Raw genomic sequence first — 20,090 nt, forward strand, 5'->3', positions numbered from 1 at the left:
ACCTGTGTCCCCGGCGCCGTCCCGGCGCGTCCCACGCGTGTGGTGAGGGGGCGGTCCGCACCGTGCGCTATGTGATGCGCAAGGCGGGCGGCTGGCTCTTGATGATCGTGGTGGCGACCAACGCCACGTACTTCCTGGCCAGTTGGTTCCTGGACCCGCGATCGAACTACAAGGACGTACGCCCGGCCCCCAGCGAGGGGCAGATCTCCCGTGCCCTCGCCCCGTACAACCTCGACCCCGGAATGCCGCTGGTGCAGCGGTGGTGGAACTGGCTCACCTCGGTGATCCTCGACTTCGACTGGGGCACCTCACCCACCGGTGTCTCCGTCAACGGCGAGGTGGGCTACCGCGCCCTCGTCAGCGCCGAGTTGGTCATCACGGCGACCGTCCTGTCCGTCGTGATCGGAGTCGCGCTGGCCGTCCACACCGCCGCCCGCCAGTACGGTGCGGCCGACCGGATCTCGCAGGCCCTGTCCATCGCGGTGTTCAACATCCCGGCGTCCGTGGCCGCCCTCGCCGTCGTCTTCGTCGCCATCTGGCTCAACCAGCACGCGGGGTTCGACTTCCTCTACGTCGCCGGGGAGAGCTCGCCCGACGTCGAGGGACTGCTGCCGACGATCGGTGACCGCCTCCTGCATCTGATCCTGCCGACGCTCACCCTGACGCTGATGGGTTACGTGGGCCACCACCTGACGCAGCGTTCGCTGCTGCTCGACACGATCAACGCCGACTTCGTGCGCACGGCGCAGGCCACCGGACTCACCCGCGGCCAGGCCGTCCGCAGGCACGCGCTGCGAGCCTCGCTGATCCCGACGGCGGCCTCCGTGGCGTTCAGCGTGCCCGCCGTCTTCACCGGAGCCGTCATCACCGAGACGGTCTTCGGCTGGAACGGCATGGGCCGCTACCTCATCGAGACCCTCAGCAAGAACGACGTACACGGCACGGTCGCGACGGCCGCGTTCGCCGCGGTGCTCACCGCGGTCGGAGCGATCCTCGCGGACATCGCCACGGTCTTCCTCGACCCGCGGGTCCGGGTGAACTGACATGACGACAGCACCCCACACCCTCACCGCCGAGCCGCGCGGCGACCTCGGCCGCGGCCGGCTCTATCTGCGGCGCTTCCTGCGCAACCGCCTCGCCGTCGCCGGCGTCGTGATCTTCGCGCTGCTCGTGCTGTTCAGCGCCTTCGGCGACCTGTTCACGTCCTACGCCCACACCGACGCCGACTTCACCGCCCTCACCCAGCCGCCGAGCGACCTGCACTGGTTCGGCACCAACCAGGGCGGCAACGACATCTACGCCTGTGCGGTGCACGGGCTGCGGCGCTCGTTGGTGATCGCCGTGAGCGTGTCCGTCCTGACGATCGTCGTCGCCGCGGTCATCGGTTCGAGCGCCGCGTACTTCGGCGGCCGGGTGGAGCGGCTGACGCTCGGCGCCATCCACTTCCTGCTGATCGTCCCCTCGTTCCTCATCCTCGCCCTGGTGTGTCCCACCGGCTGGCCGGTGACTGGCGCGCCCTCATCGTGGTGCTCACCGTCTTCGGCTGGATGTCCACCGCCCGGGTCATCTGGTCCGTCTCGACCTCGCTGCGCGAACGGGACTACGTGACGGCGGCGGAGTTCATGGGCGTGCGTCCGCTGCGCATCATCCTGCGCCACATCGTCCCCAACCTCGGCTCCCTGCTCATCGTCAATCTGACGCTCGGCGTCGTGTCGACCGTACTCAGCGAGACCTCGCTGTCGTTCCTCGGCTTCGGTGTGCAGACCCCGGACGTCTCCCTCGGCACGATGCTCGCCGACGGGGCGACCACCGTCACCAGCGCCCCCTGGCTCTTCGCCTTTCCCGCGGGCCTCGTCGTCCTGCTCACCGTGTCGATGACGTTCATCGGCGACGGCCTTCGCGACGCCCTCGACCCCACGTCCGTGACCGGTGCGGCGGGAGGCCGACGATGACCCTCACCACCCCCCTGCGCGACGGCGTCTCCGCCGCCGACGCCACCCCCGTGCTCTCCGTACGGGACCTGCGGATCTCCTTCCCCTCCGAGGCCGGGCGCGTCGAAGCGGTGCGCGGCGTCAGCTTCGATCTGCTGCCGGGCCGCACCCTCGGCATCGTCGGCGAGTCCGGCTCGGGCAAGTCGGCCACCGCGATGGGCATCATGGGCCTGCTCCCGCCCACCGCCGACCTGCGCGGCCAGGTCCTGCTCGGCGGCCAGGACCTGATCGGCCTCGACGACCGGGCGCTGTCACGGATACGGGGCAACTCCATCGGCATGGTCTTCCAGGACCCCCTGTCCGCGCTCACCCCCATCTTCTCCGTGGGCAGGCTGCTCTCCGACGCGCTGCGGGTCCACCAGGACCTGTCCAGGAAGGCGGCCTGGGAGCAGGCCGTGGAACTGCTCGACCTCGTCGGCATTCCCGACCCCCGCAGGCGAGCCTCGGCCTTCCCCCACGAGTTCTCCGGCGGCATGCGCCAGCGCGTCGTCATCGCCCTGGCGATCGCCAACCGGCCGCGCGTGCTCGTGGCCGACGAACCCACCACCGCGCTCGACGTCACCGTGCAGGCGCAGATCCTCGACGTCCTGCGCCTCGCGCAACGGGAGACCGGCGCCGGGCTCGTCCTGATCACCCATGACCTCGGCGTCGTGGCCGGTCACGCGGACGACGTCGCCGTCATGTACGCGGGCCGCCTCGTGGAGAAGACGGACGTGCACGCGCTGTTCCGCCGGCCGACGATGCCCTACACCGCACGGCTCCTGGCCGCGGTGCCGACCGTGGACAGCGGGGTCCGTCGGCCCCTGGTCCCGATCGGCGGAGAGCCGCCCGTCCTGTCGGGCCTGCCGGACGGCTGCCCCTTCGCGAGCCGGTGCGCCGTCGCGCTCGACGCGTGCGCCTCCGAGGAGCCGGAGCTGCGCTCCGTCACGGGGCACGGGGACGTGGCCTGTCTGCGCGCGGCCGAGATAGCCGAGGGCACGCTGGACCCCACCGGGGGCGCAGGCTCCGTCGACCAGCGGGCGGACACCGGGCGCGCCGCCGGGAGCGGCGACGTGGTGCTGCGCGTAGAGGACCTCGTCAAGACCTTTCCCGTCACCAAGGGCGCGTTCATCAAACGCCGGGTGGGCACGCTGCACGCGGTCAACCAGGTCAGTTTCGAGCTGCGTACCGGAGAGACGCTGGGCCTGGTCGGGGAGTCGGGCAGCGGCAAGACGACCACGCTGATGGAGATCCTGCGGCTCAGGCGGCCGGAGGGCGGCCGCATCGAGATCGCGGGGAGGGAGGTCGGGGCGACGGCGGGCACCCGTGCCGGCACCGCGATGGAGGCGGCGACGGGCACCCGTGCCGGCACCGCGGTCGACACGACCGCGGCCCGCTCCGGGGGGCGCGGGCGCACCCTGCGGCACGACGTGCAGATCGTCATGCAGGACCCGCTGGGCGCCCTGGACCCGCGCCTGCCCGTCCACCAGCTGCTCGCCGAACCCCTGCGGGCCGTCGGCCGCGACCGGGACGCGATCCGCGCCCGCGTCCACGAACTGCTGACGCTCGTCGGCCTCGACGCCTCGGTGAGCGACCGCTTCCCGGCCGCGCTCTCGGGAGGCCAGCGCCAGCGCATCGGCATCGCCCGCGCCCTGGCCACGGACCCGAAGCTGCTCGCCCTCGACGAGCCGCTCTCCGCCCTCGACGTATCGGTGCAGGCGGGCGTCATCAACCTGCTGAACCGGCTCAAGGGCGAGCTGGGACTCGCCTACCTCATGGTCGCGCACGATCTCGCCGTGGTCCGCTACGTCTGCGACCGCATCGCGGTCATGTACCTCGGCCACATCGTCGAGACCGCCGATACGGAGACCCTCTTCTCCGACCCCAAGCACCCCTACACCCGGGCGCTCCTCTCGGCGGTCCCCGTACCCGACCCGCAGCGCGAACGCACCCGCGAACGCATCGTTCTGCGGGGCGAGCAGCCGAGCGCGACGGACCTGCCGCGCGGCTGTGTGTTCATCGACCGCTGCCCCGTGTACCGCCTCGCAGGCGACGACGTCCAGGAGCGCTGCCGCACGGAACGCCCCGCCGTCCGGCCGGTGCCGGGGCAGCCGGGTCACGCGTACGCCTGCCACGCCGCGTAGGGCACCCCCTTCACCGGCCCCCTGTCCGGCTCTCCGGCCCTCTCTCGGCCCTCTCTTCGGCCCCGGACGGCCGACGTCCCACCTCCACTCCACGACACACCACCACCTCAAGGAACCACCCCCATGCGTGCCAAACTGGCCCTGCCCATCGCCCTGATAGCCGCCATCTCCGTCACCGCCACCGCGTGCCAGTCCTCGTCCGGTGACGGCGCCGCGGGCTCGGACGCGAAGAACACCCCCTCCGCAGCCTCGGGCGCCGCCGACTACAACCCGACGGCGTACGACAAGCTCAGGGACGGCGGGACCTACACGACGGCGGGCACGTTCGACGACCAGGGCAACCCGTTCAACGTCAATTCCACGCTGGCGGCGAGCCGGGTGTGGAGCTGGTACAACGCGAACGCGATCACGTTCTCGCCGACCGGTGACGTGCAGTACAACCCGGACTACTTCAGCGATGTGAAGGTGTCCGTCAAGGGCGGCGACCAGAAGGTCACGCTCACCCTCAACAAGAAGGCCACCTTCAACGACGGCACACCGATCGACTGGACCGCGATCAAGGCCACGTGGAAGGCCAACAACGGTTCCGACAAGGCCTACGCGGCCGCGACGACGGAGGGCTACGAACAGATCACCAAGGTCACGCGCGGCAAGGACGCCAAGCAGGCCGTCATCACCTTCAAGGGCGTCTACGCCTCCTGGCCGACTCTCTTCTCCACGTTCCTGCACCCGAAGGCGGCGAAGGTCGACAACTTCAACAAGGCGTACGTGAAGAAGGCGCACCCCGAGTGGGGCGCGGGCCCGTACACCGTCGGCAAGTGGGACACCCACTCGGGCAACATCACCTTCGTCCGCAACGCGAAGTGGTGGGGCAGGAAGGGCAAGCTCGACAAGCGCACCTACGTGAACCTGGAGCCGACCGCGGCGGTCAACGCCTTCAAGAACGGTCAGCTCGACTACGTCTCCCCGGGCGACGCCGAGAGCCTGAAGCAGCTGAAGGGGCTCAAGGGCACCGAGATCCGCAGCGGCGGCAGCCCGTTCGTGTACTCGCTCCGCATCAACACCAAGTCGTCGGTCCTCGGGGACAAGACGGTGCGCAAGGCGATCCAGGAGAGCATCGACCGCACACAGATCGCGAAGATCCAGTTCCAGGGCCTGGACTACAAGGAACCGCTGCCCGGCTCGGTCTTGTTCTACAGCTTCCAGAAGGGCTACGAGGACAACGTCTCGGCCGTCCTCAAGTACAGCCCCGACCGGGCGAAGAAGGAACTCGACGCGGCGGGCTGGAAGCCCGGGAGCGACGGTGTCCGGGAGAAGGGCGGCAAGAAGCTCGAGTTCAACTACACGCTCCTGGGCGACGAGGCGCTGGCCAAGGCCACCGCAGGCGCCCTCACCGCGATGCTGAAGCCGGTCGGCATACGCCTGGTCATCAAGAAGGCCGCCGACTCGGACTTCGCCGGCGTCCTCAACGAGCGGAAGTTCGACCTGATCGTCTCGGGCAACCGCTCCATGGACCCGTTCGGGGCCCGTTCCCTGTGCGAGCTCTACTGCTCGGACCGCGAATCCAACCTCACCGGCGCCGGGTCCCCGGCCCTGGACAAGGAGATCCGCGCCACGGCGGACATCCCCGACCTGGCCGAGCAGGGAGCCGCCGCGAACGAGGTCGAGCGGAAGGCCCTCCGGAACCACGCCTTGCTCCCGCTGTTCAGCGGCCCGTCGACGTACAGCGTCAAGAAGGACCTGGCGAACGTGGGCGCGACCATGTTCGCCAGCCCGCTCCCGGAGACGGTGGGCTGGAAGAAGTAGCTCTCCGGGCCCGCTCCCGGGGCCTTCTCGCGGCCGTGTCGATGTCTGGTTTCGATGTGCCTCGAAGGGCTTTGAGGAGCGGGTGGGGCCACCGCGAGACTCGGCCGCGAACGGGGAAGCGCCCCGGCCCGCCGCGCGGTGCCGGACGCTCCCCGGCCAGCATCCGCACCTGATGTCAGGGAGATGACCTCGCATGAAGCTCAGCAGCTCGTTCACCGTCCGTGCCGGGATCGCCGCGAGCGCCGCCCTCGCGGCGACCGCCGTGCTCGCGGGCCCGGCCCACGCCGGGGTCTCCGGCCAGTACTCGTTCCAGAACGCGGGCACCGGCAAGTGCCTCGACGTGCAGGCCGGTTCGTCGGCGGACAACACCGTCCTTCAGCAGTTCAGCTGTAACGGCAAGGCCCACCAGCGGTTCTCGCTGAGCTTCGAGGTGGACAACCCCACGTCCCTGATGAGAGCCGCCCACTCCAACAAGTGCATGCAGGTGTTCAGCACCACGCCCGGCACCAACGTGCTCCAGCGTCCCTGCGACAACGTCTCCGGTCAGCGCTGGGAGTTCATCGAACTGGGCAACAACAAGGTCACCATCAAGAACGTGGCGAGCGGCCTGTGCCTCGACGACGGCGCGGCGCCCTCCGGCAGCCGCCGTGAGGTGCGCCAGACGGTCTGCACGGGTGCCGCGCCCCAGGTGTGGACCCGCTACTGACCCACCCGCGTGGGTGCGGCCGCGGCTCGCCGGGATCGCACCCACGCGCAGCGGCAGGGTGGTCGACGCGAAGCCTTGAGGGACCACATCCGCCGTCGTGAATCGGGACGCGACTGCCGGTGACCGTCATGGAATGCCACCACCGGCGGTCGCGCCCCTGACCTGCCGCCCGCTGTGTCGGTCAGTCAGCGCCGTGGACGGGCTCCGGTCCGGCTTGCGGGCGGCCTTCAGCTGCCCGGTGAAGGCGATCGCGTCGTCGGCGGCCGCGCGGCGGGTGGCGGCGTCGGCGTCCGTGCCGGGTGCGCCCGACACGAGCTGGTACAGGCCGGGCCGCGACCAGGCGAACTCCAGGTAGGCGGCTGCCGCCAAGTACGGCCCCCGTGACGCCGGTTCACCGGCCACCGCGGCCCGCATCCGCTGCGCCAGCTCGCCGTTGACCCGCTCAAGCAGCGCGCGCCGTACGGCGTCCCTGCTCGGAGAGTGCTGGTAGATCACGGGCACGCTGTAGCCGCTCTCGGCAGCGATCCGCCGGATGCCGGATGGTCACCGCCTGCCGCCCCTCGGGATCCCAGGGGGACGTGCTCGTCACTCAGTTGAGCCTCTTACCCATTCGCTTGGACGCCTTCTCCGTGTCCTTCGTGTCCCACCACTCAAAGAGATGAGTGCGCATCAGGAACCCGAGGTACTTCACGCGATCAGGGTCGAGGTCGCCGCTGACCAGACTCGCTTCCGTCCCCTTGTAGTCAAAGGATACTTCCCACAGCTCCCCTAGAACCCGAATCCGGAGTCGCACCGAAAGGCGTGGATATACGTCAATTACACGCATTTCCAGAACTTCGATGGAGAAGCCAGGATATTCCTGGTGAATTCCCAGGATCTCCTTGCCAAGCACTTCTTCTACTTGCTCAGAAGTGGCCATAGGTAACCCTCCTAACATGGCCCCTTGGTGACACTTGCGGTGTAGTGCACAGAAGCCGTGATGATCCCCTGTGGAGTGATTCCACCCGGCTTCCCTCCAAGGGGGCCCTTATTGTAGACCACCTTGAAGTTCTTCTTTGGCTTTGCGGTGCAACCCACACCGGGCTTGTACCGGAGGACGACGCCAGGGACCACCTCGTGGCCGTTCCAGAGCGTACTGCTTATCTTGCTCTTGAAATACTTGCTCCACCTGCCGTGGGCAGCTATGTGCCTGAATCCCCACTTGCTGTTTCCGCAGCGCAGCGGGACCCTGGAAGGCCCGCGATGGAACGTGTAAGCGATTTTACTGCTGGGCTGCTTTCCCTTGCAGGGCTCAGTCTTCGCCTTCGCAGCCACCTCGGCGCCACCGGGCGCGTGCAGGTGTGCATGGGCCGAAGGCGCGCTCAGCGCAATGCTGACTGCACCTATGGCGGCGGCAAAGGGAATCGCGATCCTTCGGTTGAGCTGCACTCGATTTCACCCTTCTTCCGGATCAATTGACGGGCCCCTGACGGAAGGCTTCCCGTCACCACCTGAGCCTAGGTGAATTCCCAATCCAAGGTCCACACGGAAATTCCGATACAGGGAGAGGGTGGCCCTTTCATCACCCCATCGCCTCCTTGACATTTTCAGGAAGATCTCGAAGATGGCCCCCTCTGGCCAGGGTTCATCGCCCCGCCATCCCTACCGGGCGGATACGTATCGTTCGACGCTTTCGTTGGGCTGCCACCGGACCCGCTCAGCAACTTCTGGGCGCCCGGCGCACGAGACGCGCACACGGTTTCTTTCCAGTCGCCCGACGGCACTGCGGGTTCCTGGCTCCAGGGCGAGACCGAACCTGTACTCGGTCCGTCGGCTGGCACGGCCGGGAGGCCATCGCCTGCCCGGCATCATCGGCGAGGCGATGGCTTTCTGGCCCGAAGCCACTCCCGGTCACGATTCCCGTGCTGTTGCCCGAGCAGCCTTGACCATTCGCCTTCGACAGGAGATATCCCTCCAGGATCTCCGGCCATGAGTCACGCCCCTACCTTGCCCGCGCACCCTCCGTACAGCCACCACCAGCCGGGGCAGGCCGGTTCGGCACCAAAACCGCCGGCGGAGAGCTACGGATCGCTCGTCCTGGGCGAGGCTCTCACTCTTTCGCAAGCAACCAGCCTCGCGTGCACGGCGCGGCCCGCGTCGATCCCCTGTTCCTGCGTCGAGGTCCCTGATGCTGAGGGCCGGCCCGGGGCGAGGGGTCAAGCAGCTCGGCTCGCTGCGCCGCCGTCCTCGGCGATCTACCGCGCTGCACAGCGCGGCCGATGAGTTTGTGGCTCCCGGCCGGTCCAAGCTCGTGACACCCCAGGAAAGGACACCGCCATGTCGGAGCTTCTCGTCGACTTCATCACCTCCCTCGACGGTCACGCGTCGGGAGAGGGATGGCCCGGGTTCTGGGGCCTCGAAGGCCCGGAGTACCTCGCATGGCTCGGCAAACAGCCCGAGGCCACGTACCTGATGGGAGCGAACACCTACCGCCTCATGTCGGGCTTCGCCGCAGGCGAGGTGCCAAACGGCCAGGACGAGTTCCGGCCCGAAGAAGAGGCGTCCGTCGACGAGCTCACGCAAGCGTCCAAGGTGGTGTTCTCCTCCTCACTCGAGGAGCCACTGACGTGGGCCAACTCGACGCTCGTCCGAGGCGACGCCGTCGAGGCGGTCCGCGCCATGAAGTCGAGTGGCTCGGGGCTCCTCAGCACGATCGGCAGCCTCAGCCTGTGCCGGTCCCTGCTGCGGGCCGGACTCGTCGACCGCTTCCGGGTCATGATGTTCCCGGTGATCACCGGGGCCACGGGCGAGGAACGCATCTACGACGGCTATCCGGACGTTGCCCTCGAGATGACCGAGCACCGCACCTTCGACGGCCGCATCCAACTGGTCGAGTACAAGCCCCGGGTGCTCGAGCACCCGCCGCTCCACGCGCCTGCGTGACGTCGGCCCGTCCACCGAGCTCGTCGCCTTCCTCCGCTTCCTTGAGCACGGGCACAGCGTCTACGTCTCGCGCACGGCACCGTGGGACCTGCCGCTGCACGTGTCGTCCGGTCAGGGCGCCGCCCTTTCGAGGTGCACCACCCTCGGGCCCGGATGGGCCTGTACCGGACCGTCCCGGTAGAGGGCCAGCGCCAATACCTGTGGATCTTGAGCGTTTGCCATCGGACATTGACAGACGCGAGTTTGTGTCATCGGAGTTTGATCACCGCAGGTCAGCGACTCAGGGCGCCTTCGGTGCGCACCGGGGAGGGGTAAAACCCGTGGCGCGCTGGAGGTGCTTCTGTCTGCCCTGACGGCCATCTGCACGAGTGCAGCCTGTCGTCACCGTTCCGTCACAAGTAGTCGCCGCACGGAACCCTGCCGCCCTCCCGCCTATCTGCACTCACGCAGCACGACCACACGTACCGCGGGGCAACAGCCAACGGCCGAAACCCGCGGACGAGACGACTCAGGGGGACGACAGCATGCGTCACAGCAACGGCATTCGCAGGGCGGCTCTGGCGACGACGGCGGTCACGGCCGTCGCGGCGGCGGTGACCGGTGTCCTGCCCGGCACCGCCATGGCGGTGAGCACCACCACCTCCACTCCGCCGCCCGCCTGCTCGACCTCCGCCCTCCAGGTCAGCGCCTGGCAGGCCGCGCACCCGCCCGTCGGGACCGGGACCGGGGCGGCGGTCGTGCAGTTCACCAACGTCTCCCGGAAGACGTGCGTCCTGAAGGGCCATCCGACGGTCGCGGGCGCCGGCAACGGCTCCCCCGCCCACAACACCCCGCTCAAGGTCACCCCCACCGGCAGGGCGGCCACCGTGACGGTCCGGCCGCACGGCAAGGCGTGGGTGAAACTGACCTTCGTCCAGGTCCAGGGGGAAGGCGACGGCTACTGCGTGTCGGGCAAGACCCCGGCTGCGTTTCCGACGATGGTCATCGGGCTGCCGCACTCCGGGAAGCACCAGGTCGCCCTGAACGACGGGTGGTGGGCCGAGTGCGACAACAAGGTGACCGCCACCCCGGTCTCGGCGGTCAAGCCTTCCTGACCCCCTCCCCACACATCGAGCAGCCTGCGTGACGATCGCAAGGCTCTGACCTGCACGTTTACGAGGAACTGCACATAAGTGCAGGTCGGCGACTCAGCGCGCCTTCGGTGCGCTGAGTCGCCGACCTGCCGTGATCAAACTCCGATGACACAAACTCGCGCACTTCAAAGTCCGATGGCAAACGGTCAAGGTCCAGTGGCGCGGGACACACCACAGATGCGGTCGGAGAGCCGGAGGCTGCCTTTGCATCCAAATTCGAACATGCGATCTAATTACATGCATGGACCGGCACACCTTTCCCACTGACCTCTTGAAGGCCCAGGAAGCCTGGTACGTCACCTACCAGCACCTGGCCGACGTGCCGGCGAGCGGCGCGGCCGCGCACCGGCGCCGACTACTACAGCTGTCCCGTCTGATCGCAGCCCACCCCTACTGGCAGACTCCGCACGGCACCCCCGCCGCCCGCGTCGCGCTCAAGGAACAGGCCCGCGCCCAGGCCGCGCAGGCACGGCCGTGACGCTCACCAGCCGCCGGGTGCGCACAGTGGCACGGTGATGTGGACCCGGCTGGACGGCAACACGGACCACAGCAGCGCCACCATCCGGCTGGGCAGGGCCTCGGCCGCTGGGCGTCCCGGGCTGGGCGGCCGCCCCGGGCTGGGCGCTGCGGCCCGTCCGGCCGATTCCGGGTGCCGGACCCCTCGGACAGGCCACAGCGTCAGCGACGCCCACAGCTCCGTGCCGTGATCAGGCGCAGACGTCCGGCCGGACCGGCGAGGCACATCAGGCTCCCTTCGCGGGTTCGCTGCGGCGGGGGGCCGGTCAGTCCGGCCGCGGTCTGGGCGAGGTGTCGAGCCACTACCTCGACCGCGGCGTCGGCGTCGCGGGCCAGCGCCGCTTTCTCCAGGCGACGGCACTCGCGGGCGCCGTCCGGGTCGGGAGGTCCGGACCTCGATGCCCGACAGCGCCGCAGGGGCCATGCCTGCCGGAGAGCACACACCCGTCTGTGCTGGTTCAGGACCAAGGTCCGCAGGGGAGGGACCTTCGGCCGCAGCCGGTCAGGCCTGGATCTGGGAAAGATCAAAACGTCCAAGCATGAACCGTCAGGCCGTCAAGAAGCCCTCGTGGGAAGCGTTTTGCGTGCGCTGGGAGTTGCTGTGCCCCTACCGGAAGCCGCCGTCAGCGAGAAACAACCGGAAGCCAAGGCAGCAACCCGCCCGGCAGGGAGCACCGTTGAGGACAGAACGACGGTTGGCACGAGGCAGGAGCCCGTGAAGACCGACTCCTCGGCCGTCCGGACCTGGCCTCCCCCACATCTGATGCTCGTACGCTCACGAGAGGAACCCGCCGTGCCGACCGAAACCGGCCCCGCGCCCACTACAAGGTCGTCTTCAACAACGAGGGGCGGTACTCGATTTGGTCGTCCCTGTGCCCCCCGAGCTGGTCCGACGCCGGAAGAGCGGCGGGAAGACGGCGTGCCTCGTGTTCATCTGGAACTCCACCCGAAGCCGCCGGAACCGAGCCGCGCTGCGGGGGCCACGCTCTCCATGACGCCCCTCACCTCCTCCGGGTACTTCTGTTCCGCTGCAGCGGGGAGTCCGGCATCGCCGTGAGCACCCCCACCGCCGGGCACCCCCATCAGGGCTAGTGCGTCGTGAGGGCACAGCGTCGTGCCGCCGATGCCCGTCTGTCGGCCTTGGACGTCGACTGTGTGCAACCACTCGTCCGGGCCCAACCCCACGAGGGTGACGGCGGCGACCACGTCCGGCACGCGCAGCACCACCTGCCCGTCCCCGACGCCCGCCCCGCAGAGTCCCGGGAGGTCGGCGCACCCTCGGGGAGCATCGCATCGAACGCCGCATCGAGGACCTCGGCGATGCCAGGCTCCCCAGTGACCTCGCGGCACACCAGCGTGGCCCGGTTCAGCTCGAGCTGGTACCGATCCCACGTCGCGGAGTCGACCTTCATCGTCGTATCGCTCATGCCCCTGCGAGCCCACCCACAAGTACCACCACGAATACCCCTCCTGCGGAACGCGCCATGCCCAGGCGAAACCCCGTCCGGAGCCCCCCACCACAAGCAGATCCCCCCATTTGCCCGCAGCGCGAGGCGGGCCACATCGATACATCGATACCGAACATCTCGCCACCGCTCACGCCCGCCCCCCCCACAGAGCGAAACCAAGGTCCAGATGCCCCAGGCCGGACAGACACTGCACCCTGGCGACACACGCCCACGTGAACAGGTGGTTGGCCGACGCCTCGCCGCACCGGGCGATGTGATCGAACACCACCCTGTGGTCACGCGCAGCAAGCACGCGCCAGTCCCGCACCTGCTCGCGGGACAAGCCCTCCAAGACCAGCCCCCGTTCGACTTCATCGGCGCCGTGCCCCGCCAGCACGACCTACGAACCCGCCCCCGCCCAGTTCACGACGGGCCGCGGCCACCCCCAACCGGCGGGCAGCCCGCCCACCCCACCAGGCTCGCCCGGCAGCACCCCCACCAACGCCCTAGTTCAGCCCGGCGCCCGCCGCATCCGCCCCGACACTGACGAGGCCCCCCACATGCCCCACCGTCATGACGCCGTCGCCTTCCGCGCCAGCGCCCTCTTCGGCGCGACCACGGCCGCCGCCACCAGCCCGTACTGGCCCGCCGCGTTGGGCACGATGGGCGGAGCCCTGGCCCTCGCCTGGTGCGGCCGCTGCGAGGCCGTCGCCGACCGCCGGGGCCGCGGCGACGCGCAGCGCGAACGCCTCGCCGCCCGGCCCGCGCCGCCGCCCCCGCTCACCCCCTGCCGCCCCCTCGGGCCCCTGCCCGTCAGCAGCGACCACGGTGCCGACTGCGCCCTCGGCCACGCCCTCGCCATCGACGCCGACCGCGGCTGGGCCGACCTCAACACCGCCTGCTGCCTTCGGTCATGGGAGTCCCGCGGCGCCGAACACGACACCACGCGCTGCACGAGGAAGGACCCGGCCGCATGACCGGGCGCATCCGCCTCGACGACCTCACCGACGACGCGCTCGACAGGCTGCGCGAGCGCCTCGCCGCCGCTGAGGACGCCGTCGCCCGCGTGGAGACGCTCCGCGACGTCTGGGGCGAGGCACCCGACCCGCTCGCCCGCGCCATGGCCGCCGACCTCACGGCCACGCTCCGAGCCCCGGAACGTGGGCTCCCGCTCCGCGACCAACTCGCGGCAGCCATCGGCCCGTTTCTAGACAAGCACCCCGAACACCCCGAGCACCCCCGCGTCGACGAGCACGAGCACGTCCTCGACGCCCTCACCACAGCCGTCCTCGACGTCCTCCTCCCGCACGGCAAACTCCTCAGCACGCGCACCCGCGGGCAGCACCTGGAGAGCCGTCCCGCGGAGAACGTCCGCAGGGACACAGCGGCCATCGCCCGCGTCGACGAGCTGCTCGCCGAGAACGCAGAGCTTGTCCGGCAGCGCGCCCGCCTCATCGAGTCCAACACCGAGCAGCGCGCCGTGATCGAGCGCGTTCGAGCCGCCCTCCGCAACCCGGGTGCCCTCGGCTGGCGGCAGCGCATCCGTGTCGCCCTCGCCGGTGCGCCGTGTGACGCGCGGAGCAACGCCCCCAAGGCGCTCGGCACTGAGCAGTCCGGCCTGATCGCCGGACACACGGGCCGCCACGCCAACGGCACCCTCACACGGCCCACCGGCCCGGCCGAGGAGCAGCCGTGAAGCCCATCCGCATCGAGTTCCTGGACGACGACGGCGAATGGCTGCCCCTCCACGGTGGCACGGACCTCGGGTTCTACGAGAAGCCGTCGCTCGCCCGTGCCGTCGCAGACCGGATCCACACAGTCCACGACGCCATGACCGTGGTCATGCGCGCCTCCGCGAAGGCCGCCCGCTCAGCCCTGGGCCGGGCAGGCCGGGCGTTCCGGGCCCGCCGCCGTCCCAACCGACCCGCCCGGCAATCCCCGTACGGGCTCGCGCGCAGGAGGCGCCGCCCATGACCCGCCGCACCACCGCCGCGGAAGTCGACGGACGCCTCACCCCCGACGGACACACCTGCGCCGTACGCCGCCGCGATCGAGTGCCCGGCCACCACGCCACCAGGCCAGTCCCCGCACCGTCCCGCGCACCACAGGAGCACCGACGATGACCACGACCGCCACGCACCTCCGCACCGTCGCCCTGCGCTGGGCCGACCTCCACGAAGCCGTCGGCGCCCCCACGACCGCCGCAGCGTTCGGCGTCGGCCCCAGCGACTACCGCGCCCACCTCGACCACCTCGATTCCGAACAGCTTGAGCTGGAGTACGAGCGCCACCAGGCCGCCCACCTCCGCACCCTCGAACGCGGCCCCGACCAGAGCGGTGAACACCCCGCCCCCGCCCGCCTGGTCGTCCTCGACACCATGCGCGCCGTCGAGGACGCCCTCGTCGACTGCGCCGACCGGACCGCAGCCATCGTGCAGCGCTTGCCGATGCCGTACGCACCGCGGTCGTGGTCGGCCGCCGACCGGGTCCGTCGCGACCGGCTCGCGCGTGCGGACGCCCACGACCTGCGACGATGGCGGTCCACCGGGTGCAGGACGGCGCCGTACGCCGCGCTGTGGCTCCTCGCCCGGATCACGCGCGCGGCGGGTCCGTTCACGGCGCTGCCGGAGCGGGAGGAGCGGCACATCGCGGATGTCGCGGAGGGCGCGGCCGAGTGCGTCCAGCGGGCCCTGGACATCGCGTCGCGGCGCCGCACGCTGGAGCGGCGCCCCGATCGCGGGAGTGTCATCGACATCCACGGCGGCATCGATATCCGCGGCGGCGGGGGCCGGGCTCCGCGACGGGCTGTGGCGCCGCGTGCCCGGGCCACCGGCGGCTCGGGCTCTGCCCACGCCGCACCTTCGCGGCTCCACCGTCCCGCGATCCGTGCGGTGGCGCCCCGTATGCTCCTGGCCATGAGCACTGCACCTCCTGCCCGCAGGCGTGACGCCGCCGCGACGCGCGAGGCGATCCTCGCCGCCGCGGTCGTGGAGTTCACCGAGCACGGGTACGCCGGGGCCGGGGTGCGTCAGATCGCCGAGCGGGCGGGTGTGACGGCGATGATGATCAACCGCTACTTCGGCTCGAAGGAGGGCCTGTTCGCCCAGGCCGTCGCTCGTTCCTTCGCACCGCCGACCATCGTCGGCGACGAACGCGCCGGCTTGGCGGGCGCGATCGCCCACACGCTCACCGAGCGCACCGCCTCCGGCGCGGAGCAGCTCGATCCGTTCCTGCTGCTGTTGCGCTCGGCACCGGACCCCGAGGCGGCGGGAATCGTCCGGCAGGGCGTGGAAGCCAACGTGGGCGCCCGGCTGGCAGGGCTGCTCGACGGCTCGGACGCCGACGTGCGCGCGCAGCTCGCCCTCGCGCTGGTCGCCGGAACGTGGCTGCTGCGCAGCGTCGTCGGTACCAGCGCGCTCGCCACGGCCGACGAGGCCCGCCTCACCGCCCTCCTCACCGGCATGCTCGAACCGGTGATCCATCCGGCGATCCACGAGGCGGGTGGCACATCCGCGTCCGGACCCGGCCTCGACGGCGCCGACGGCTGACCGTCCGTCGTCGGCGTACGGGACGGCGGGGTGCGTGCTCAGAAGGCGGAGCGGATGAGCCCGCCGTCGACGCGGATCGTGGCTCCGCTGATGTACTGGGCGTAGTCGCCGCAGAGGTAGGCGACGGCCGCGGCGACCTCCTCGGGTTCGCCGAAGCGTTCCTGGTCGTTGGGGATGAGGGCCTGGACGGCGTTGGGCTGGATCTCGTCCCAGGTCCGGCCCCAGCCGCGGGCGGGCCCGATGCCGGTGACGAGGTCCCTGGTGGCCTCGACGAGGATCGCTCCGGGAGAGACGACGTTGGACGTGACGCCGGTGCCCTTGAGTTCGCGGGCGAGGGAGACGGCGAGGTTGTGCCGTGCGGCCAGGGTGGCGTTGTACTGAGGGTGGGTGTTCATCGGCTGTGAGGCGAGCCCGCCGCCGATGGTGACGACACGGCCCCAGCCGCGTTCGCGCATGGCGGGGACCAGCTGCTGGATCATCCGGACACCTGAGACGACGTTGACGTTGTAGGTGTCGCGCCACTCGTCGGGGGTGGCTTCGGCCCAGGACAAGTGCCGGTAGAAACCGGCGTTGTTGACGAGGATGTCGACGGGACCGCCCGCAGTGGCGGCGCGGGCGACGTCGGCGGCGGCGCGGTCGTCGGCGAGGTCACCGACCACCGCGTCGGCCGTCCCGCCGGCCTCTTGGATCTGCCGCGCGACCTTCTCCGTCCGGTCCCCGTCCCGGCCGTGGACCACGACGGCGGCCCCTTCGGCCGCCAGCAGCTTCGCGGTCTCCCTGCCAAGACCCGCGCTCGAACCCGTGACGAGCGCGCGCTTACCGGTGAGGTTGAGGTTCATCCGTGTTCCCTCTCAGGGGCCCGCTTGCGTGGCCCCGCGCTGTGGTGCTGCGAGGTGTCCGACACGTAAGTATACAGCTGTAGACTTACGGGCGAGGGGAGGCGGCCCACGGCCACGACCGGCAGCCGACGGCGGTCGCGCCCTGGCCGACCCGCTCACGGCGCGGCGGCGACCGGGTCCGGCTTCCCGGACTGCCGGGCCATGAGTTCGTCTACGCTGCTGGTCGGATACGCGGGACCGGAGTCCGGCCGGGGTGCACCGGACGGCGTCGCGTACGGGCGACCGTGCGCAGGGGGAGGCGTGCAGGCGATGGAGAACGGCGCGGACCTGCCGCGGCGGATCGGTGTCTACGCCGTCGAGCGAGAGCTCGGCGCGGGCGGCATGGGCAGGGTCTACCTCGCCCGCTCACCGGGTGGTCGGGCCGTCGCGGTGAAGGTGGTACGCCCCGAGCTGGCGGCCGACCCGCACTTCCGTGCACGGTTCCGCGCGGAGGTCGAGGCCGCCCGCAGGGTCGGCGGTTTCCACACGGCTCCGGTCGTGGACGCCGACCCTGAAGCGGACTCCCCCTGGCTGGCCACCGCGTACGTCCCCGGGCCCACGCTCGCCGAACTGGTCGAGCGGCAAGGGCCCTTGGACGAAGAGCGGTTGAGGTCTCTCGGAGCGGCCCTGGCCGAGGCGCTCCAAGCCGTCCACGCCTGTGGGCTCGTACACCGGGACCTGAAACCGGGCAACATCATCATGGCGGGCGACGGCCCGCGCGTCCTCGACTTCGGCATCGCGCGGGCCGTGGAGGCCACCCGGCTGACCGCCACCGGGGCGGCCTTCGGCACGCCCGGATATCTCGCGCCCGAGCAGGCCCGGGGTGAGCACGTCACCGGTGCCGCCGACGTGTTCGCGTTCGGGGCCGTCCTCGTCGCGGCGGCCGGAGGCAGTGCGTTCGGGGTCGGTACGCCCGTGGGGTTGATGTACCGGGCGGTGCACGAGCCGGCGGACCTCTCCGCCCTGCCGGGAGAGCTGCGGGCGCTGGTCGGCGCCTGTCTGGCCAAGGATCCGGCCGACCGTCCCACGCCCCAGACGCTCCTGTCCTCGCTCGGGCCGGCCCCGGACCCCGTACCGGCCACGAACACCCTGGCGCTCACCGCCCCTGACCGGCCGCGCGCCGCGCCGCCGGTACCGGCAGTGCCGCCCGACGTTCCCGGCCGCGTCGACGAACCGCTCCGGCCCGCCCCGGCGCGCAAGCGCCGCGTGATCACCCTGCTGATCGTGGCCGCAGCCGTGGCGAGCGCGCTTGCGGGCGGCCTGCTGGCCCTCACCCGGCAAGGGGACGACAAGAAGACCGGCAGCCCTCCTGCCACCGCCTCGGATTCCCGGCGGACCACCCCGCAGGCTTCCGCCCCGCCGTCCAAGTCCCCCTCGCCCCGGCCGGGCGCGGCCCCCAAGGACCGGGTCACTGTCGTGGTGACCGCCAGCAGCGAGGGAAGTTGGCTCTCGGCGAAGGGCCACGACGGGCAGAGCCTGTTCGACGGAACACTGGAAAGCGGCGAGACCAAGACGTTCACCGACAAACGCCGCATCGAGCTGGTCCTCGGCGACGCCTCCGCCCTCCAGCTCGTCGTCAACGGCAAGGAGATCCCGAACGACTTCCCCCCGGGCCAGGTCGAACGTCTCGTCTACAACAGAGGCGACTGAGAGCTGACGGCCCTGCCGCACCGGACCACCCCACCCGGACCTGCCCCAGGCCGCACCCGCCGACGCGCGCCTTCACTCCTGAAGGACCTGCTGCCGGTGCTCAACGCCAACGGCAGGGCGGTCGTCAGCGGTCTGCCGGTGCGCGCCCACAGCTTGCGCGTGGGCGCCGACAGCGGCCTCAACTGAAGGTCTCGGCCCGCAAGTACGGGCCGCAGCCTGTAGACCGCGCGCCACGACGGCCATATGTCCAACCCGCCGCGGCCTGCCGGGACCGGGGCGCGGCGGGCCGCGCACCATCCCCCGCTAGAGCGATCGTTCTAATGATGCTACGGTCTAGTTAGAACGTTCGTTTTAGTCGCCGCTCCACACCGCTCCGCGCTGCGCTGCGCTGTGGGACGCCTGTCAACATTGGGATGCCCCGTGGACATCAAGCACATCACCGTCAACGGCCTGGACCTGGCCTACGTCGAGCAGGGCGAGGGCCCGCTGGCCCTGCTCCTGCACGGATTCCCGGAGACGCCGGGCATGTACCGGCACCTGATGCCCGAGCTCGCGAACGCCGGGTACCGCGTCGTGGCCCCGTACATGAGAGGCTTCGCGCCCAGCCAAGTGCCGCCGGACGGCAGCATGCTGATGAAGGATCTGATCGCGGACGCCAACGCGCTGCACGAGGCGCTGGGCGGCGACGGCGACGCCGTCATCGTCGGGCACGACTGGGGCGGCTTCACCACCTGGGGCGCCGCCGCCCTCGCCCCGGAGCGCTGGTCGAAGGTGGTCGTGGCCGACGTCCCACCGGTGCGGTTCTACGAACGCAAAGCCGCGGTCCCCGAGCAGATCCACAAGAACAGCCACTTCTACTTCTTCCAGATGTCCGTCGCCGACCAGCTGGTGCCCGTGAACGACTTCGCCTACCTCGACTGGCTGTGGGAGCACTGGAGCGGCAACGTTCCCGGATTCGACTCCGCCCAGGACCGGCAGGCGGGCAAGGACGCCCTGCGCGAGCCCGCCAACCTCCAGGCGGGCCTGGGGCTCTACCGCCAGAACTTCCCCGCCGACCAGTTCGGCACCCCGGCGTGGGACATGGGCCGCCTGCTGGCCGGGCTGCCCACGCAGCCGACCCTGTACCTGCACGGCGCCGAGGACCCCGTCGTGGACGAGGAGATCCTCGCCGACATCGTCGCCGCCCTGCCCGAGGGCTCGGACGGCGCCCTGCTCCCCGGCGTGGGCCACTTCCCGATGGTCGAGGCCCCCCAGGAGGTCAACCGGCGGATCCTCGCGTTCCTCGCCAAGTGACCACTCCCGACGGGTCCGCTCGGTCTTCCCTCAAGGCAGACCTCCCTCACTATCCGGGCGGGCAGGCCCGCCCACCG

General features: G+C 70.6%; 17 protein-coding genes and 1 pseudogene. 14 read left to right on the forward strand and 4 right to left on the reverse strand.

Features of this window, described 5'->3' with window-relative positions:
• Positions 1–74 precede the first annotated feature (74 nt).
• From AC5WAM_RS06350 to AC5WAM_RS06370, 5 genes and pseudogenes are all read left to right on the forward strand, one after another.
• The gene (locus AC5WAM_RS06350; RefSeq protein WP_366794674.1) at positions 75–1,043 is read left to right on the forward strand and encodes an ABC transporter permease; all 969 of its coding nucleotides are present in this window, start codon (positions 75–77) and stop codon (positions 1,041–1,043) included.
• 1 nt (position 1,044) lies between these two features.
• A pseudogene (locus AC5WAM_RS06355) lies at positions 1,045–1,952 on the forward strand (ABC transporter permease).
• Entirely contained in the window at positions 1,949–4,114 is a 2,166-nt protein-coding gene (locus tag AC5WAM_RS06360; RefSeq protein WP_495521906.1) for a dipeptide ABC transporter ATP-binding protein, read from the forward strand. The pseudogene AC5WAM_RS06355 and the gene AC5WAM_RS06360 overlap by 4 nt, the downstream one beginning before the upstream one ends.
• A gap of 123 nt (positions 4,115–4,237) precedes the next feature.
• Complete coding sequence (locus AC5WAM_RS06365) at positions 4,238–5,920, forward strand: ABC transporter family substrate-binding protein (RefSeq protein WP_495521907.1); 1,683 nt, start codon at positions 4,238–4,240, stop codon at positions 5,918–5,920.
• A gap of 193 nt (positions 5,921–6,113) precedes the next feature.
• Positions 6,114–6,626, forward strand: coding sequence for an RICIN domain-containing protein (locus AC5WAM_RS06370; protein ID WP_495521908.1), 513 nt, complete (start codon positions 6,114–6,116; stop codon positions 6,624–6,626).
• Between the two features lie 126 nt (positions 6,627–6,752).
• On the opposite strand, the gene AC5WAM_RS06375 is transcribed toward AC5WAM_RS06370, so the two are convergent.
• The 3 genes from AC5WAM_RS06375 to AC5WAM_RS06385 all read right to left on the reverse strand — a co-directional run bounded on the left by AC5WAM_RS06375 (position 6,753) and on the right by AC5WAM_RS06385 (position 8,054).
• A complete protein-coding gene (locus tag AC5WAM_RS06375; RefSeq protein ID WP_495521909.1) occupies positions 6,753–7,121 on the reverse strand; it encodes a hypothetical protein in 369 nt (122 codons plus the stop codon).
• Between the two features lie 94 nt (positions 7,122–7,215).
• Complete coding sequence (locus tag AC5WAM_RS06380; RefSeq protein WP_495521910.1) at positions 7,216–7,545, reverse strand: hypothetical protein; 330 nt, start codon at positions 7,543–7,545, stop codon at positions 7,216–7,218.
• An 11-nt stretch (positions 7,546–7,556) separates the two neighbouring features.
• The gene (locus AC5WAM_RS06385) at positions 7,557–8,054 is read right to left on the reverse strand and encodes a hypothetical protein (protein ID WP_495521911.1); all 498 of its coding nucleotides are present in this window, start codon (positions 8,052–8,054) and stop codon (positions 7,557–7,559) included.
• A gap of 888 nt (positions 8,055–8,942) precedes the next feature.
• Between AC5WAM_RS06385 and AC5WAM_RS06390 the strand changes: the two genes are divergently transcribed.
• The 7 genes from AC5WAM_RS06390 (at position 8,943) to AC5WAM_RS06420 (ending at position 16,192) form a co-directional block, all read left to right on the forward strand.
• Positions 8,943–9,548 (forward strand): dihydrofolate reductase family protein, encoded by a 606-nt coding sequence (locus AC5WAM_RS06390; RefSeq protein ID WP_495521912.1) that lies wholly within the window; start codon positions 8,943–8,945, stop codon positions 9,546–9,548.
• Positions 9,549–10,072: 524 nt separating this feature from the next.
• Positions 10,073–10,642, forward strand: coding sequence for a DUF4232 domain-containing protein (locus AC5WAM_RS06395; protein ID WP_495521913.1), 570 nt, complete (start codon positions 10,073–10,075; stop codon positions 10,640–10,642).
• 280 nt (positions 10,643–10,922) lie between these two features.
• A complete protein-coding gene (locus tag AC5WAM_RS06400; RefSeq protein ID WP_366794640.1) occupies positions 10,923–11,159 on the forward strand; it encodes a DUF8825 domain-containing protein in 237 nt (78 codons plus the stop codon).
• A 2,046-nt stretch (positions 11,160–13,205) separates the two neighbouring features.
• Positions 13,206–13,622, forward strand: a complete 417-nt coding sequence (locus AC5WAM_RS06405) for a hypothetical protein (protein WP_495521914.1) — start codon at positions 13,206–13,208, stop codon at positions 13,620–13,622.
• Positions 13,619–14,341, forward strand: coding sequence for a hypothetical protein (locus tag AC5WAM_RS06410; RefSeq protein ID WP_495521915.1), 723 nt, complete (start codon positions 13,619–13,621; stop codon positions 14,339–14,341). Before AC5WAM_RS06405 ends, AC5WAM_RS06410 begins: the two co-directional genes overlap by 4 nt.
• Positions 14,338–14,619, forward strand: a complete 282-nt coding sequence (locus AC5WAM_RS06415) for a hypothetical protein (RefSeq protein WP_495521916.1) — start codon at positions 14,338–14,340, stop codon at positions 14,617–14,619. Before AC5WAM_RS06410 ends, AC5WAM_RS06415 begins: the two co-directional genes overlap by 4 nt.
• A 145-nt stretch (positions 14,620–14,764) precedes the next feature.
• Positions 14,765–16,192: a TetR/AcrR family transcriptional regulator gene (locus tag AC5WAM_RS06420; protein ID WP_495521917.1), complete on the forward strand. Its 1,428-nt coding sequence runs from the start codon at positions 14,765–14,767 to the stop codon at positions 16,190–16,192.
• A gap of 38 nt (positions 16,193–16,230) precedes the next feature.
• Here the strand turns inward: AC5WAM_RS06420 and AC5WAM_RS06425 are convergent, their stop codons facing one another.
• The gene (locus AC5WAM_RS06425) at positions 16,231–17,031 is read right to left on the reverse strand and encodes an SDR family NAD(P)-dependent oxidoreductase (protein ID WP_366794635.1); all 801 of its coding nucleotides are present in this window, start codon (positions 17,029–17,031) and stop codon (positions 16,231–16,233) included.
• Positions 17,032–17,340: 309 nt separating this feature from the next.
• Between AC5WAM_RS06425 and AC5WAM_RS06430 the strand changes: the two genes are divergently transcribed.
• Together AC5WAM_RS06430 and AC5WAM_RS06435 are read left to right on the forward strand one after the other, a co-directional pair.
• The gene (locus AC5WAM_RS06430) at positions 17,341–18,720 is read left to right on the forward strand and encodes a RodZ domain-containing protein (protein ID WP_495523514.1); all 1,380 of its coding nucleotides are present in this window, start codon (positions 17,341–17,343) and stop codon (positions 18,718–18,720) included.
• A gap of 420 nt (positions 18,721–19,140) precedes the next feature.
• The gene (locus tag AC5WAM_RS06435; RefSeq protein WP_495521918.1) at positions 19,141–20,013 is read left to right on the forward strand and encodes an alpha/beta fold hydrolase; all 873 of its coding nucleotides are present in this window, start codon (positions 19,141–19,143) and stop codon (positions 20,011–20,013) included.
• Positions 20,014–20,090: the final 77 nt, after the last annotated feature.

This window comes from Streptomyces sp. JLYT201, assembly GCF_059448825.1.